This is a genomic window from Methylobacterium sp. BE186 (assembly GCF_031457035.1).
In the GTDB taxonomy this organism is placed as follows: domain Bacteria; phylum Pseudomonadota; class Alphaproteobacteria; order Rhizobiales; family Beijerinckiaceae; genus Methylobacterium; species Methylobacterium segetis.
Genome location: NZ_JAVDVV010000018.1, coordinates 55916 through 71667, shown reverse-complemented (window position 1 = coordinate 71667; position 15752 = coordinate 55916). Strand labels below are relative to the sequence as shown.

14 protein-coding genes are annotated in these 15752 nt (G+C 70.9%); 10 read left to right on the top strand and 4 right to left on the bottom strand.

The window, feature by feature from the left end:
- Positions 1 to 30: 30 nt before the first annotated feature.
- Entirely contained in the window at positions 31 to 1212 is a 1182-nt protein-coding gene (locus J2X36_RS18030) for a site-specific DNA-methyltransferase (RefSeq protein WP_310352278.1), read from the bottom strand.
- A 674-nt stretch (positions 1213 to 1886) separates the two neighbouring features.
- On the opposite strand from J2X36_RS18030, the gene J2X36_RS18025 reads away from it, so the two are divergent.
- From J2X36_RS18025 to J2X36_RS17995, 7 genes are all read left to right on the top strand, one after another.
- Entirely contained in the window at positions 1887 to 2240 is a 354-nt protein-coding gene (locus tag J2X36_RS18025) for a septal ring lytic transglycosylase RlpA family protein (RefSeq protein WP_310352276.1), read from the top strand.
- 80 nt (positions 2241 to 2320) lie between these two features.
- Entirely contained in the window at positions 2321 to 2635 is a 315-nt protein-coding gene (locus J2X36_RS18020; protein WP_132250834.1) for a polyhydroxyalkanoic acid system family protein, read from the top strand.
- 84 nt (positions 2636 to 2719) lie between these two features.
- Entirely contained in the window at positions 2720 to 2938 is a 219-nt protein-coding gene (locus J2X36_RS18015) for a hypothetical protein (protein WP_132250832.1), read from the top strand.
- Between the two features lie 51 nt (positions 2939 to 2989).
- Positions 2990 to 4807, top strand: a complete 1818-nt coding sequence (locus J2X36_RS18010) for an ATP-binding cassette domain-containing protein (protein WP_310352271.1) — start codon at positions 2990 to 2992, stop codon at positions 4805 to 4807.
- Between the two features lie 427 nt (positions 4808 to 5234).
- Positions 5235 to 6893: a porin gene (locus J2X36_RS18005; RefSeq protein ID WP_132250828.1), complete on the top strand. Its 1659-nt coding sequence runs from the start codon at positions 5235 to 5237 to the stop codon at positions 6891 to 6893.
- Positions 6894 to 7046: 153 nt separating this feature from the next.
- Positions 7047 to 9059 (top strand): hypothetical protein, encoded by a 2013-nt coding sequence (locus J2X36_RS18000; RefSeq protein WP_310352268.1) that lies wholly within the window; start codon positions 7047 to 7049, stop codon positions 9057 to 9059.
- 14 nt (positions 9060 to 9073) lie between these two features.
- Positions 9074 to 9361, top strand: coding sequence for a hypothetical protein (locus J2X36_RS17995; RefSeq protein ID WP_310352267.1), 288 nt, complete (start codon positions 9074 to 9076; stop codon positions 9359 to 9361).
- 48 nt (positions 9362 to 9409) lie between these two features.
- On the opposite strand, the gene J2X36_RS17990 is transcribed toward J2X36_RS17995, so the two are convergent.
- A complete protein-coding gene (locus J2X36_RS17990; RefSeq protein WP_310352265.1) occupies positions 9410 to 11713 on the bottom strand; it encodes a transglycosylase SLT domain-containing protein in 2304 nt (767 codons plus the stop codon).
- Between the two features lie 185 nt (positions 11714 to 11898).
- Between J2X36_RS17990 and dapA the strand changes: the two genes are divergently transcribed.
- The 3 genes from dapA to J2X36_RS17975 all read left to right on the top strand — a co-directional run bounded on the left by dapA (position 11899) and on the right by J2X36_RS17975 (position 14093).
- Entirely contained in the window at positions 11899 to 12795 is an 897-nt protein-coding gene (gene dapA / locus J2X36_RS17985) for a 4-hydroxy-tetrahydrodipicolinate synthase (RefSeq protein ID WP_310352263.1), read from the top strand.
- 81 nt (positions 12796 to 12876) lie between these two features.
- On the top strand, positions 12877 to 13350 hold the full coding sequence (smpB, locus tag J2X36_RS17980) for an SsrA-binding protein SmpB (protein WP_132250820.1): 474 nt from the start codon (positions 12877 to 12879) through the stop codon (positions 13348 to 13350).
- Positions 13351 to 13523: 173 nt separating this feature from the next.
- On the top strand, positions 13524 to 14093 hold the full coding sequence (locus J2X36_RS17975) for a peroxiredoxin (RefSeq protein WP_310352259.1): 570 nt from the start codon (positions 13524 to 13526) through the stop codon (positions 14091 to 14093).
- Here J2X36_RS17975 and J2X36_RS17970 read toward each other — a convergent pair.
- Both J2X36_RS17970 and pyrE read right to left on the bottom strand, forming a co-directional pair.
- A complete protein-coding gene (locus tag J2X36_RS17970; protein WP_310352256.1) occupies positions 14090 to 14758 on the bottom strand; it encodes an NYN domain-containing protein in 669 nt (222 codons plus the stop codon). The genes J2X36_RS17975 and J2X36_RS17970 overlap by 4 nt on opposite strands.
- Before the next feature lie 393 nt (positions 14759 to 15151).
- Positions 15152 to 15742: an orotate phosphoribosyltransferase gene (gene pyrE / locus J2X36_RS17965; RefSeq protein WP_310352254.1), complete on the bottom strand. Its 591-nt coding sequence runs from the start codon at positions 15740 to 15742 to the stop codon at positions 15152 to 15154.
- Between the last annotated feature and the right edge of the window lie 10 nt (positions 15743 to 15752).

The following is a 15752-nucleotide window of genomic DNA, read 5'->3' as shown; positions in this document are numbered from 1 at the left end:
AGGCGGGGCGGTCGATTCCCGGGGCGGGCCTCAGCCCATCCGGGAGCGCATCTCGGCGCGGTAGGTGTCGATCACGACCCGCCGCCCGTTCCGCTCCGCGTGCCAGAAATCCCACCCGTTGCAGGCCGGCAGGCCCTGGACGAGGGCGCCGATCTTGTGGATCGAGCCGCTGACGGGACCCGCCATCAGGGTGCCGTCCGGCCGCACCACGGCCTTGAAGCGTCCGCGCGCGTCGGTGAGCGTCTCGCCCGGGCGGACATGGCCCGCCTCGACGACGCTGAGGAAGGGGACGCGCGGCTCGGCGCGCTTGGTGGGCGCGAGGGCGAGCGTCGCCTGGGAGAGGGGCTCGACGGCGGCGATGCGGCGGCGCGCGGCGTCGGCATAGACGGTCTCGCGCTCGATGCCGATGAACCGGCGCCCGAGACGCTTGGCGACGGCGCCGGTCGTCCCGGTGCCGAAGAACGGATCGAGCACCACGTCGCCGGGATTCGTCGCCGAGAGCAGGGTGCGGGCGAGAAGCGCCTCCGGCTTCTGCGTCGGGTGGACCTTCTGGCCGGCGGCATCCTTCAGCCGCTCCTCCCCCGTGCAGAGGGGGATGAACCAGTCCGAGCGCATCTGGAGGTCCTCGTTGCCCCCTTTCAGCGCCTCGTAATGGAAGGTGTATTTCGCGCTCGGATCGCGCGAGGCCCAGATGAGGGTCTCGTGGGCGTTCGTGAAGCGCTTGCCGCGGAAGTTCGGCATCGGGTTGGCCTTGCGCCAGACGATGTCGTTGAGGATCCAGAAACCAAGATCCTGCAGCACGCTGCCGACGCGGAAGATGTTGTGGTAGGAGCCGATCACCCAGAGCGTGGCGTTGGGCTTCATCACCCGGCGGCAGGCGGCGAGCCACTCGCGGGTGAAGGAATCGTATTGCGACAGGCTCGCGAACTTGTCCCAGTCGTCGTCGACGGCGTCGACGCGGCTCTGGTCCGGACGCAGGAGCGAGCCCTCTCCGAGCTGGAGATTGTAGGGCGGGTCGGCGAACACGCAGTCGACGGAGGCAGCCGGCAGGCTGTTCATCGCGGCGACGCAGTCTCCGATCAGGATATCGTCGAGGGGAAGACGCTGGACGGCGGGTACGAGACCCATCCGTGGCGCCGACGCGAGCCGCCCGGTACGCGAAACTTGTTTCCGGGCGGCGGCGCCGGCGACCACGGTACGCGGGGAAGCCATGGCAAACACCGGTTACGCGACTGACCGGGGCACCATGCTGCGGGTAGGGTAAAGGTCGGGTTGCCGAGTCGATGAGAATGCGTCTCGATTTGGGGCTGCAGATTTTGCCCAGTCCCCCGCATCATCTCGAACAATCCGACGCCGCGCTGCGGTAAGCCTTGCTCTCGCATGCGAAAATCGCTGCCTGTTCACGCCTGTTCTTCGATTGCGCGGATGGGTGCTTTCCGATGCGCTGACCGGCTCCGACCCGTCGGACCGACAGCGGCCTGATCCCGGATCCAGGCGACATTTCGGGCCACGCCATCGCGAGTGGCGGCCGCGCCGGATAAGCGTGCTGGCCAAGGGTGCAGGCCAAGCGTCGCGGCCGATCCCGGATTTTGTTCCCGCTCCGAGCGGGAGGCAGGGTTTCGCTGCGTGCAGATCTCGGGCGATGAGCACCGGTTTTCGATCGACTTTCGCACTTCTTGCGGCGTCTGCACACCGATGTATTTCGGGAATTTTCCGAAATGGTGGCAAAGATGTCAGATCTTGCCCGATGCTTTCTGGCGGCGAGGCGATTTTTCGCGGGAGATATAGCCTGAATCTCCCCTGAACGCCTTCCGGAAATCGCGTCTCATTTTGGCCGAGATCCGGTTCATTTTCCGCGGCCATCATCAACAACAAGGGAATGCGGGATGCACACGAAGCCCGTTCGTTGGACCGCCGCCGCCATCTTCGGAGCCGTTCTCTCCGTTGCCGCCCTGAATGCCGCCTCGGCCCAGTCGGGTGCGGCCTCCTGGTACGGCAGCGGCAGCCGGACCGCGAATGGCGAGCGCTTCAACCCGAACGGGTTGACCGCCGCCCACCGCAGCCTGCCCTTCGGCACCCGCGTCCGGGTCGCCGATTCGCGCACGGGGCGCTCGGTCGTGGTCCGCATCAACGACCGGGGTCCCTTCGTGCACGGGCGCATCATCGACCTGTCCCGCGGCTCGGCCCGGGCGCTCGGCATGGGCGGAACGACCTACGTCTCGCTCCAGGTCCTCGACTGAACCGCGCTCCGGCCGGCGTTGTCCGACGCGCCGGCCGGCCCCATCTGTGCGAGACATCCCAACGAGGACGACACGCACACATGGCCAAGCCCCTCATCGTCGACATCCCGCACGACCTCGGGCGGGACGAGGCCCGGCGCCGCATCGAGACGGGCGTGGAGCAGGGGCGGGCGCTGCTCGCCAAGAGCGGCGTCACCATCGGCAATCTCGCCTGGACTGGTGATCGGCTCGATTTCGCCCTCTCGGCGCTGACGCAGAGCGTCGACGGGCAGATCGATGTCGGCCAGGACAGCGTGCGCGTCGAGGTTCGGCTGCCGCTCCTGCTCGCCCTCTTCGCCGAGAAGATCCGCAAGTCGGTCGGCAAGGAGGGCAATCTCCTCCTCACGAAGAAGTAGGAGACGCGCGCCGCTCCGGAGGAACTGCCTCACCCGGGCGCCGTTGGCGACGAGATCCCCTCCGCACCCAGAGGACTGTCGCGCATGTCGAATCCCGGCCCGATCCCCGAGGCTCCGATCCCGGAGACCCCCTACGAGCCGCCGCAGACCCCGACGCCCGGTCCCGGCCCCGAGATCCCGGGCGAGACACCGCAGGAATCTCCGGGCGGGCGCCCGGCCGAGATCCCGATCAACGATCCGGGCGAATCCCCGCAGATCACGCCCGACCCCGCTCCGACGGGCCCGGCCAACCCGACGGCGTGAGGCGCGCGCCCCTCGATTGTTCGCGGCCGCGCGCACTGTCATAAGCCCGCGATGGCCGCACCCCCGCTCCTCACCCTTCAGGACGTCGCGCTCACCTTCGGCGGCACCCCGCTGATCGAGCGCGCCGAGATCGCGATCGCGCCGGGCGAGCGCGCCTGCCTCGTCGGCCGCAACGGCTCCGGCAAGTCGACGCTGCTGCGCATCGCCGCCGGCCTCCTGGAATCCGACCGCGGCGCGCGCTTCGTGCAGCCGGGGACGACAATCCGCTACCTCGCGCAGGAGCCCGACTTCTCCGGCTTCGAGACGGTGCTCGCCTTCGCCGAGGCCGGCCTCGCGCCGGGCGACGACCCGCACCGCGCCCGCTATCTCCTGGAGAATCTCGGTCTCACCGGGGCCGAGGACCCGCGCCGGCTCTCCGGCGGCGAGGGGCGGCGTGCCGCGCTCGCCCAGGCGCTCGCGCCCGAGCCGGACGTGCTGCTCCTCGACGAGCCCACGAACCACCTCGACCTGCCCGCGATCGAGTGGCTCGAGTCCGAATTGAAGACCACGCGCTCCGCCCTCGTCCTGATCAGCCACGACCGGCGCTTCCTCTCGGCCCTGTCCCGCTCCACGATCTGGCTCGACCGCGGCGTCACGCGGCGGATCGAGCAGGGCTTCTCCGGCTTCGAGGCGTGGCGGGACGCCTTCTTCGAGGAGGAGGAGCGGGACCGGCACAAGCTCGACCGGAAGATCGCGGCCGAGGAGGATTGGCTGCGCTACGGCGTCACCGCGCGGCGCAAGCGCAACGTCCGGCGCCTCGGAAACCTGCACGATCTGCGCCGGCAGCGCCGGGAGGACCGGCGCCCGGTCGGCACCGTGACCATGAATTCGACGGAGGCCGAGGCCTCCGGCACCATCGTCGTCGAGGCGCGCGGCGTCGGAAAATCCTACGGCGCGCGGCGCATCGTCGACGGCCTGTCGCTGCGCATCGCCCGGGGCGACCGCCTCGGCATCGTGGGCGCGAACGGGGCGGGCAAGACCACCCTCGTGAACCTGCTGACGGGCAAGCTGGAACCCGATTCGGGCGCCGTGCAGCTCGGCACGAATCTCCGGATGATGCTGCTCGACCAGGCGCGCGCCGTGCTGGAGCCGGGCCAGACCGTCACCGAGGTGCTGACGGGCGGGCGCGGCGACACGGTCTCGGTCGGCGGCCAGAGCCGGCACGTCATCGGCTACCTGAAGGACTTCCTGTTCACGCCCGAGCAGGCGCGCACGCCCGTGAGCGTGCTCTCCGGCGGCGAGCGCAACCGGCTCCTCATCGCCAAGGCGCTGGCCCAGCCCTCGAACCTCCTCGTCCTCGACGAGCCGACCAACGACCTCGACCTCGAGACCCTCGACCTCCTGCAGGAGATGCTCGGCGAGTATGCGGGCACCCTGATCCTCGTGAGCCACGACCGCGACTTCCTCGACCGCGTCGTCGGGAGCGTGCTGGTGAGCGAGGGGGAGGGGCGCTGGATCGAGTATGCGGGCGGCTACTCGGACATGGTGTCCCAGCGCGGCGCCGGCGTGCAGGCCCGCGAGGCGGCCAAGCAGAAGGCGCCCCCGCGCGAGCGGGCCGCCGCGCAGGATCCTTCGCCCGGGAGCCCCGCCCGGACGAAGCTCGGCTTCAAGGAGCAGCACGAGCTGAAGACCCTGCCGGCGCGGATCGAGAAGCTCGAATCGGCCATCGCCAAGCTCCGCGAGATCCTGGCCGACCCCAACCTCTACGCCCGCGACCCCGGCCGATTCGAGAAGGCGTCGGCGACGCTCGTCGACGCGGAGACCGAGCTCGCCGCCGCCGAGGAGCGCTGGCTGACCCTCGAGATGCTGCGCGAGGCGGCCGGCGCCTGACGCCTCCCGAGTCGAGGTCGAATCGAAAGCCTGATGCAGCCGAGATTAACCTTCTGCCGGAAGTTCAACCTACGCGCGATACCTTCTCCGATCTTGTGAAGTCGGCTCTCGATCGCCGATTTCTCGCGCCGGGCGAGCGGAAAGTCTCGGGTTCGACGACGGATTCGTTGCCGGCCTGCAACAGCGCCCTGCAAAGCCTCCTCACGCGGGTTTGAAGGCGCTGATCCATGTTGCCGCGGGCCGGCCCCTCCCTCATGGTACGGCCAAGGCAGGGATGAAGTCCCGCCCAAGGTTCGGCCGATGCCCGTGCGGGGAGGGCCAGACCTCCACGGGGTAAAAGGACGAACGGACAAGCCGGCGCACAACGGAAGCCGGTGCCGACATAACGTCCGGTCCCGAGGGTCTCGAAGCTTTTGGAGGTTTCACTATGAAGCTCGTGAAGAGCCTTCTTCTGGGGTCGGCGGCGGGGCTGACCGTCGTCGCAGGGGCTCAGGCCGCGGACCTTCCCGTCAAGAAGGCCGTTCCTGTCGAGTACGTCCGCGTCTGCTCTGCCTACGGGGCCGGCTTCTTCTACATCCCGGGCACCGAGACCTGCCTGCGTATCTCGGGCCGCGCCCGGTACGAGGTCGGCTACATGACGGACGGTAGCCGTCAGATCGCCGGCGCCGGCGACGCCCTCCAGAACCGCGGCCTGCTGCGCCTCAACCTCGATGCGCGCACCCAGACGGGCTACGGCACGCTGCGCGCCTTCGTCCGCGCCGAGATCGCGAGCCGCACCGGCCAGAGCAAGATGTCCTCCGGCACGCAGCAGCGCATCGCCAACGCCTTCCCGGCCTTCGGCCAGGATACGTTCGGCCGCGTCCAGGAATTCGTCGTCGCCGACAAGGCCTTCGTGCAATTCGCCGGCCTGACCGCCGGTCGCGCCTCGTCGTTCTTCGACTTCTACGCCCACGACTTCGAGATCATCGCCTCGACGCTCGGCTCCGACGTCCCCTCCACGAACCTCCTCGCCTACACGGCGAAGTTCGGCGAGGGCTTCTCGGCGACGATCTCGATGGAAGATCCGATGTTCCGGAAGAACCCGCTCTACTCGCAGGCCGCGGGTCCCGCGGCCGGCGCCGGTACGGCGGCCGCCTTCTTCCAGGGCACGACCGCTCCGACCCCGATCATCATCTCGCGCAACGCCGCGGGCGTGGTCACCGGCGTCACCCAGATCGACGCCGTCGAGCGCTCGCGCATGCCCGACTTCGTCGGTGCGCTCCGCTACGATGCGGCCTGGGGTTCGGCCCAGCTCTCGGCTGCCGTCAAGGACGTCAACGTCGGCGGCCCGCTCGCGAACTCGACCTTCGTCGGCGGCGCGGCCGGAGCCCGCATCGCGACCAACGCCTTCGCCGGCGCTCAGACCGCCTACGGCTGGGCCGTCCAGGGTGGCGTGAAGGTCAACGCGCCCTTCATCGCCCCCGGCGACGCCCTCTACCTGCAGGGTGCCTACGGCGAGGGTGCCTCGATCTACACGGGCTACACCGCCTTCACCGGCACCTACATCAACCAGACCTCGGTTTACGGCGGCAACCCGTTCAACCAGTGGCTGGCCGACGCCGTCGTAAACCCGAACACCGGCCGCATCGAGCTGTCGAACAGCTTCACGGTGGTCGGCTCCTACCTCCACTACTGGGCGCCCGAGTGGCGGTCGGCCTTCTTCGGCAGCTACGGCGAGATGCGCTTCCCGTCTGGCGTCCGTGCGGCCCTGGCCAACATCGGAACCGCCGCCGGCACGCTCACCAACGGCGCGACCACCTACACCACGACCAACCTGATCACCTCGGCTCCGGGCACCCTCGGCTTCGGCCTCAGCCCGGTCCTGCGCGACACGTACCAGGTCGTCGCGGGCGCCAGCCTGATCTGGTCGCCGGTGAAGGATCTCGATATCGGCGCCGAGGCCCAGTACATCCGCGTCGGCACGCTGAACGGCCGTGTCGCCAACGCCGACCGCACCACCGCGGCCAACGGCGTGGCGGGCGCCCTCTACAGCGTCACCAAGGAAGACACCTTCCAGGCCCGCTTCCGCGTGCAGCGCGACTTCTAAGTCGCCGCATCGGGCGAGCCCCGCGCTTCAGAACCCCGGCCGAGAGGCCGGGGTTTTTTCGTTGACCGACCGCAGGATTGCGGGGATGGCCTTCAAGCTGCCGTGAAGGCAGCGTCCACTCGACCGACGCCGAGGCTCATCATCGGACGCATCGTGGTCTCCCTTCTTCCCTCTCCCACGGCCCGCCGGCGCCATGGCTGGCTGCTCGGCCTGCCCCTCCTCGGCCTGGTCTGGGTCGCGGCCACCCTCCACGCGCAGCCCGAGGTCGAGCGCGCGGTCGAGGCATCCGCGCGGGCGGCGTCCTCGGGCCAACAGGATGCGGTGGACGCGACCGGGGAGACGTGGTTTCGCCTGACGGGGCAGGGGCGCGACCTCGTCGTGAAGGGCGACGCGCCGGATGCGGCCTCTCGCGAGCGGCTCCTGCTGCGCCTCGCCGATGCGGGGGCCCCGCGGCGCGTCCTGTCCGCCATCGGGCTCGTCGAGGAAGTCTCGCCCTTCGTCTGGACCGCGATCCGGACCCGCGAGGACCGGATCGACCTGTCCGGCAGCCGGCCGGCCGAGATCGGCCGCAGCGCCCTCGACGCGCGGCTGAGGGCGGAACTGCCGGCCTCCGTCGCCCTCGCCGATGAGGCGCGCGCCGTGCGCGGCGGCCCTCCCGATTTCCCGTCCGTGGCGGCCTTCGCCCTGGCGCGGCTCCAGGCCCTGGCACCCGGCGGCGTCGCGACGGTGCGCGACACGACGCTGGGGCTCGAAGGCGAGGCGGCGGGGCCGGACAGCTACGAAACCCTGCGCGCGGACCTTGCGAACCTGCCCGCCGGCTACAGTGCCGGCCGTATCGAGATCCGGCCGCCCCGCGTCGCCGAGTTCCGTTTCGGCGTCGAGCGGCGGGCGGATGGCGGCCTGACGCTGACGGGCAACGTGGTCTCCGAGACGGCCCGCACGCTCCTGCGCAAGGCGGCCCAGGAGGTCGCCGAGGGCGCCCCCGTCGAGGATCGCACGCGCACGGCGCGGGGGCTCGGCGAGGGCATCGATCCGGAGGCCCTGACGCGCTTCACCCTCCAAGCCGCCGGGTTGCTGCGCGAGGGCAGCGTGACGTTCGACGGGATTCGCCTCTCCGCCGCCGGCAGCGCCGTGGACGGGCAGGCGGTGGCCGAGATCGGGGTCCTGCTGCGCGAGCGCCGCCCGCAGGGTGTCGCGCCGGGCAGCCTGGACCTGCGCGCCGCGCCGCTCTCACCCTACCGGGTGACCCTCCGGCGGGACGGCGACGGCCTCACGCTCGCCGGGCACCTCCCGGACGCCGCCGCGCGCGAGCGCGTCCTCGCCGCGATCCGCCCCCGGTTCATCCGCGAGCGCATCGTCGATCGCACGCGGCTCGCGGAGGGCGCGCCCCCCAACCTCGTCGCCGCCCTGGAGACCGCGATCCCGCAGCTCGCGCTCCTCGCGAGCGGCGAGCTCGCCGTTGCCGACCGAGACATCGCCCTAACCGGGACGAGCCTCTATCCGGAGAGCGGCCGTCGCCTGCGCACGAGTTTCCCGGCGGCGCTTCCGGCCGCGTGGCGGGCCACCGCCTCGGTCAGCACGCCGGGCGCTCCGGAGCGGCGCGAGATCGAGGCCTGCCGGCGCGACCTCGCCGCCGAGACGCGCGCCCATCCGCTGCATTTCGCGCCCGGGAGCAGCGCCTTCGCCGCGGATTTCTATCCGGTGCTCGACGCCATCGCCGCCCTGGCCAAGCTCTGCCCCGATCTCCGGTTCGAGGTCGCCGGGCATCTCGACCCGCCGGGCAGCCGGCGCGAGACGCCGTCAGCCGACGCGGGCGCCGTCCAGACGACGGCCTCGATCGACAAGGACGCGGCGAAGGAAGCCGCAGGACGCAGCGCGCCCGGCAAGGACGCCGCCCCCGGCAAGGATGCGAAGGCGGGCAAGGCCGCCGCCGACAAGAACGCCACCGCCGACAAGAACAAGGCCGACAAGAGCGCCAAGGCCGCCAAGGGCGCGAAGCCGGCCGACGCTCCCGTTGCCGAGCCGGAACCGGACATCGCCCGCCTGCGCGCGCAGGCGATCGTGGATTACCTCCTCCAGGCGGGTGCCGCGGCCGATCAGGTCGGCGCGGCCGCCGGCGCGCCCGAGGCCGGCGCGCAGGCCATCGTCTTCACGCTGCGGGGGTGAGTGGGATGGATTCGGTGACCCTGCTTCTCGGAAGCCTCTGGCCCGGTCTCGCCGCCGGCCTCGCCCTCGGCCTCTGCGCCGGCTGGCTCGGCGGCTGGCCGCGCGGCGCCGCGGCCGGGCTCGGGCTCCTCACCGCCGCCTCGCTCCTCGGCGCGGTCGCCATGGCCGGGCTGGTGCCCGGGGAGGCGGGCTTCTGGACGGAGAGCGCGGCGCTGATGCTCTGGACCTATCTCGGCGGCTGCGCCCTCGGAGCCCTCGCGCGCGGTGAGCGCAGCGATCACGAGCCGGCCGCCGGCGCGTAGATCGCGATCATCCCCCGAGGCCGGCCCGGACCGGCGCTCGGCAGCCCCTCAGCGCGCGCCGCGCTGCAGGTCGCCCTCGATCAGGAGCGCGCTCTTGCCGTCGAGGCGGTTCCGGTAGACCTGCAGGTTCTCCATCACCCGCTGAACGTAGTTGCGGGTCTCCGTGAAGGGGATGCGCTCGACCCAGTCGATCGCGTCGACCTGCCCCTTGCGGGGGTCTCCGTAGGCGTCGATCCACTTCTTCACGTTGCCGCCGCCCGCGTTGTAGGAGGCGAAGGCGAGGATGTAGGAGCCGCGCCAATCCTCCATCAGCTCGCCCAGATGGGCTTGGCCGAGGCGGGCATTGTAGGCGGGGTCGCTCGTGAGCCGGTCCTGGTCGTAGCTTGTGCTCACGCGCTTGGCCGTGCGCTGGGCGGTGGCCGGCATCATCTGCATGAGGCCGCGGGCGCCGACGCCCGATTGCGCCCGCGGATCGAACTGGCTCTCCTGGCGGGCGATCGCGTAGACCATCGCCCGCTCGACCAGGGGCACGGCGGAGAAGGCCTCGAAGGCCGGGATGCCGATCGTCGGGTAGGCGTGGGCATCGAGCGGCAGGCCGCGCTGCACCGCGAGCTTACCGATGGCGACGAGGGCGCGGGCATCCTTCAACTCGGTCGCGAGGTCGCCGAGCGCCTGCAACTCGCTCGGGTCGGTGAGCTTCTGCGCCGCGTCGATGTAGAGCGGCAGCGCGAGTTCCTTGAGCGAGGCCTCGCCGAGGAGGCGCAGGGCGCGCACGCAGAGGCGCTGGTCGAAGGCCGCGCGGGCGGCCGCGTCGAGGGGGGCGGGGCTGCGCAGGGGCAGGCTGGTCTGGCCGAGCTTCGCCCGGGCGAGCTGCCCGTAATAGGCGATCGGCTGAAGGGCCGCCCGCTCGTAATAGGCCTTGGCGTCGGCGGGCTGGTCGAGCACCTCCGCGGCCCGGCCCTGCCAGTAGGCGGCCCGCGCCACCGAGATCGGGGTCTCGGCGATGTCGGCGGCGCGCCGGAAATGCAGGCTCGCGGCGACCGCGTCGCCCCGGAAGCGCAGGGCGATCCAGCCGGCGTGGAACTCGGCCTCGATCCGCTTCTCGACCGTGCGTGCGCTGTGGCCGCTCGCCACCGCGTAGGCGGTCCGGGCGTCGCCGAGATCCATCAGCTTGCGGGCGACGATCCGGCGCTCGACCCACCACTCGTCCCCGTCGGCGAGGACGTCGGGGTTCGTGGGCGCGGCGGCGAGCAGCGTCGCCGCCTCCCCCGTCCGGTCCGCCCGGCGGTGATACTGCGCGCGGGACAGGATGTAGGACGAATCGCTGCGCAGGCTCGGCGGCACGGCGTTGAGCGCGGCGAGCGCGCCCGAACTCTTGTCCTCGACCGCCCGGCGCGCCCGCACCAGCGTCGCGTAGGAGCCGCCCGCCTGGGCCGCCGCGCGGCCGGCCGTCTCCCAATCCTCCTTCAGGAGTGCGCGCTCCATGCGGTAGCGGTGGTCCGCCCGGCCGAGCACGCCGGGAAACGCGTCGAGCACCTTGGCTTCGAGGGTGCGCCCGAACGTGTCCTCGCGCCACAGCTCGCGGACGAGCGTGGCGGCATCCTCGTTCAGCCCCTCCGCCCTGAAGGCGAGGGCGAGGGCGAAGCGGCCCGGCGCGCTCGACGGCTTCGAGGTCGCGAAGAAGGCGCGCACCGTGGCGGGGCTCTTCCGCTCGGCGAGCAGCGCCTCCTCGGCCCGGCGGCGCAGGAGCGGGCCGGCCGGCCAGTCCGGGTTGGTCCGCTGGAAGGCCGTGACGCGCTCGAAGCCGATCCCGGCGCCGGCGCGGATCGCCACCCATTCGAGGAGGGCGCGGGCGGCGGGGTCGGCGAAGCCGTCGCGCAGGCGGTCGCCCTCCGAGACCTTGCCCTTGCGGTAGAGGTCGATCGCCTGGCGCAGCTGCGTCACGTCGGTCTCGCCGCTGCGGGCGGCGCGGGCCGGATCGGGCAGTTCCGGCACGGGCGCGGCCGGCGTCATCCCGGCATCGGGGAGCGGGAAGGCGATCGGCGCCTCCGGATCGGCGGAGGCGTAGGAGGTGGCCGCAGGCGGCACGGCCTTCGCCGGCGGCGATTCCTCGGTGCCCGTCTCGACCCGGAGGGCGTCCGCCGCGACCGGGTCGGCCGGCTTCGCGTCGGAGACCTGGGCGGAGGGCGCCGTCGCGTCGCTCGCGGGCGGCGTCGGCTGCGAGGCCGGCTCGCTGGCCGGCGCCTGCTGCGCCGCGGGCAGCGTCGCGGCGAGGGCGACGCCGGCCAGGGTCGCGCCCGCCATCAATGTGAGGGCGAGGGCCGCCAGCGGGGGCCGGGAGAGTGTCGCCATGGCTCGGATCAGTCCCCGACGGGAGGGCGCATGTCCCAGGCTCGCCCCTCCTCCGTTAAGAAGTCATTAGCTGCGTCCGCAGATGGTTTGCGCGCGCGGTAGGGAAGCCCTATGTCTGCGCCGCTCCTCGCGGGGAGCGGCCGGGCATCCGGCGAGAGAGCAGACCGACGGCTGGGAACGCCAGGATGACCGAGACACACCCGCGCCTTCGCGGCTCGATGACCGCGCTTGCGACCCCGTTCCGCGAGGGCGCCTTCGACGAGGCGGCCTTCCGCGCCTTCGTCAGCTGGCAGATCGCGCAGGGCACCCACGGTCTCGTGCCGGTCGGCACCACCGGCGAGACGCCGACGCTCAGCCATGCCGAGCACGACCGCGTCGTCGAGGTGTGCATCGACGAGGCCGCCGGCCGGGTGCCGGTGGTGGCCGGCGCCGGCTCGAACTCGACCGCGGAGGCCGTCGAGCGGGCGCGTCATGCGGAGCGGGCCGGAGCGGACGCGGTGCTCATCGTCACGCCCTACTACAACAAGCCGACGCAGGACGGGCTGTACGCCCACTTCAAGGCCGTCAACGACGCGGTCGGCATCCCGATCATCATCTACAACATCCCCGGCCGGTCGGTGGTCGACATGAGCGTCGAGACGATGACGCGCCTGTTCGAGCTGAAGAACATCGCCGGCGTGAAGGACGCCACGGCCAAGCTCGACCGTGTCAGCCTGCAACGCCAAGCCATGGGTGAAGATTTCATCCAGCTTTCTGGCGAAGATGCGACGGCTTTGGGGTTCAATGCGCACGGAGGCCGCGGCTGCATCTCCGTCGTCTCGAACGTGGCCCCGCGTCTCTGCGCCGATCTGCAGGAAGCGACGCTCGGCGGAGACTACGCGAAGGCCCTGCGCATCCAGGACCTTTTGCTGCCGCTGCACACGAGCCTCTTCCTCGAGACCAACCCGTCCCCGGTGAAGTACGCTCTCGCCCGGCTCGGACACATGCGCGAGGACGTCCGCCTGCCGCTGCTGCCGGTGAGCGCCGGCACCCGCGCCATCGTCGATGCCGCCCTGCGCCACGCCGGGTTGCTCGAGGTCTGATCGGCCTCGCCGCGCGCGGGCGCGAACCCCATATGGACCGGCCCGGTCGCACCTTGGCGGCCGGCGTGAGACGAAAGCGCGATGGCCCCGAAACCCGATCCGTCCCGCCGCGTCGTCGCGGACAACCGCGCGGCGCGCTTTCACTACGCCATCATGGAGACCCTCGAGGCCGGCATCTCGCTGACCGGCACGGAGGTGAAGTCCCTGCGCAACGGCAAGGCGACGATCGGGGAGGCCTATGCCGGACCGTCCGGCAACGACCTGATGCTGTTCAACGCCTACATTCCCGAATACCTCGAGGCGAACCGCTTCAACCACGACACGAAGCGGCCGCGGCGCCTCCTCCTGCATCGCCGGCAGATCGACAAGCTGATCGGCGCCACCCAGCGGCAGGGTTTCACGGTGGTCCCGCTGAAGATCTACTTCAACGAGCGCGGCCGGGCGAAGGTCGAGCTCGGCCTCGGCAAGGGCAAGCAACTCCACGACAAGCGCGAGACCGCCAAGCAGCGCGACTGGGAGCGCGACCGGGCCCGCCTCCTGCGCGACCGGGGCTGAGAGGCGGGCTGGAAGCGAGCGCGGACGGATCCCGAGCCGCCCACCTCTCCCGAACGAGAGAGGTCGCATCCCTCACCCCAGCCTTCTCCCCAACGGGAGTGGGGCTGCGTCGCGCTCTCCTCGCCGCCCGCGGCTCCGGCGGCTAGGATGAACGCCCGCGCGGAGGGTCTCTCATGGAACCGGACTTTCTCAGCCTGCCCCCGGACCTGCCGGTGCCGGAGGATGACGGGGCGGCGGCCCATCTCGTCGGTCGGCGGCTGCCGAACGTGTCGCTCGAGGCGACCGATGGCGGGCGCGTCGCGCTCTCCGCTCTCGCCGGGCGCAGCGTCGTCTACGCCTATCCGCGCACCGGCGAGCCGGGGCGCCCGAACCTCGTTCCCGATTGGGACCTGATTCCGGGCGCGCGCGGCTGCACCCCGCAGACCTGCAGCTTCCGCGATCATCACGCGGCGTTGCGCGCCCTCGGCGTCGCCCACCTGCATGGGCTCTCGACGCAGACGAGCGCCTACCAGCGCGAGGCGGCGGAGCGGCTGCACCTGCCCTTCACGCTGCTGGCCGACCCGCATCTCGCCTTCACCAAGGCGCTCGGCCTGCCGACCTTCGTCGCGGCCGGACAGACCCTCCTGCGGCGCCTGACGATGATCGTCGACGAGGGCGTGGTGACGAAGGTGTTCTACCCGGTCTTCCCGCCGGATCGCAGCGCCGACGACGTCCTCGCCTGGCTGCGCGCCCCGGACGCCTAGACCTCGCCGGATTCGTCGGGCGCCGGCCCCTGGCGGATGCCGTAGCGGGTCTCCAGGCCCGGATTGCTGCGCGGCGGCGCCCGATCGGCGAAGTCGCGGGACGGGCGCCCGTTCTCGCCGGCGGACCGCGTATTCCGCTCACCCGGATCGCGCCCGACCTTGGGCATGAGGTGGACGAGGTCGACGAACTCGTCGGCCTGCCGGCGCAGGTCGTCCGCGATCATCGCGGGCTGCGTCTGGATGGTCGAGACCACCGTCACCCGGACGCCGCGGCGCTGCATCGCCTCGACGAGCGAGCGGAAATCGCCGTCGCCCGAGAACAGGATCATGTGCTCGATGTAGGGGGCGAGCTCCAGGGCATCGATCGCGAGCTCGATGTCCATGTTGCCCTTGATCTTGCGGCGGCCCATCGAATCCGTGAATTCCTTCACGGGTTTCGTGACGACGCGGTAGCCGTTGTAGTCCAGCCAGTCGATCAGCGGGCGGATGGAGGAATATTCCTGATCCTCGATCATGGCTGTGTAGTAGAAAGCCCGGATCAGATTATCCCGGCTCTGAAATTCCTTCAGCAAACGCTTGTAGTCGATGTCGAAGCCGAGTGATTTCGTTGTCGCGTAAAGATTGGCGCCGTCGATGAAAAGGGCGCTTCGTTGTTGTGTGCTCATGGCGCGGTTCGCCTGTTCTGAAAAAATGAATCGATCGAAGGGATTTAATGGCTCTGGGCTTCGGCAATGCACGGCAGTTTCAGATTGGTACCTGACGCCCGGGAGATGAATGGCTGAGTGGAATGTTACCGACTGAAGTCTTGAAAAACGATTGCGACAAAGATTGTGCGCCAGGCTTTTCGAGTAAAAAGGCGTTCGTTTCTCAGCCGACTTGCTTGGTGAACCTGCAAAGAGCTTTGGAAGCCGGATTCGCGCGTGTCAAGCCGCGCCCATGACAATGTCATGTGCAGGTGCCGGCAGCGGATGCGGGCATTTGCGTGCCCGAAACCTGAGGTTACCTGCGCGCTCGCTCCCAGCCGGAGGCGGGCGCAAAGGGAGCCTCGGGCAGAGGCGTCAGGCGAGCGGTATGGCGCGGCTGCCCGGCTTCACCGCCGGGATGGCGGCGAGGTCCGGCGGCAGCGCGTCGGCCGGATAGGCCGGGATGTCGAGGGTCACGAGGGAGAGCAGCGGCACGCCGATCTCGCCGCGCCCGCCCGAGCGGTCGATCAGGCAGGCTGCGCCGACGATCTCGCCCTCCTGGTCCCGGAGCGAGGCGAGGCATTCGCGCGCCGACAGGCCGGTCGTCACGATGTCCTCGACGATGACGGCCCGGGTCCCTTTCGGAATCGCGAAGCCGCGCCGGAGCTGGAAGGGGCCGCCGGGCTCGCGCTCGACGAAGATCGCCCGGGCGCCGAGATGGCGCGCCGTCTCGTAGCCGGGCACGATGCCGCCGATCGCGGGCGAGACCACGATGTCGATCGCGCCGAAGCGCGCGCGGATGGCCTCGGCGAGCGCCCGGCACAGGCGCTCGGTCCGCGGCGGCTCGGAGAAGATCGCCATCTTCTGCAGGAACACGCCCGAATGCAGGCCGGAGCTGAGGACGAAATGCCCCTCCAGCAGGGCTCCGGCATTCCGGAATTCTTCGAGCACCTGCTCCGGCTTCATGGGGTCGCGG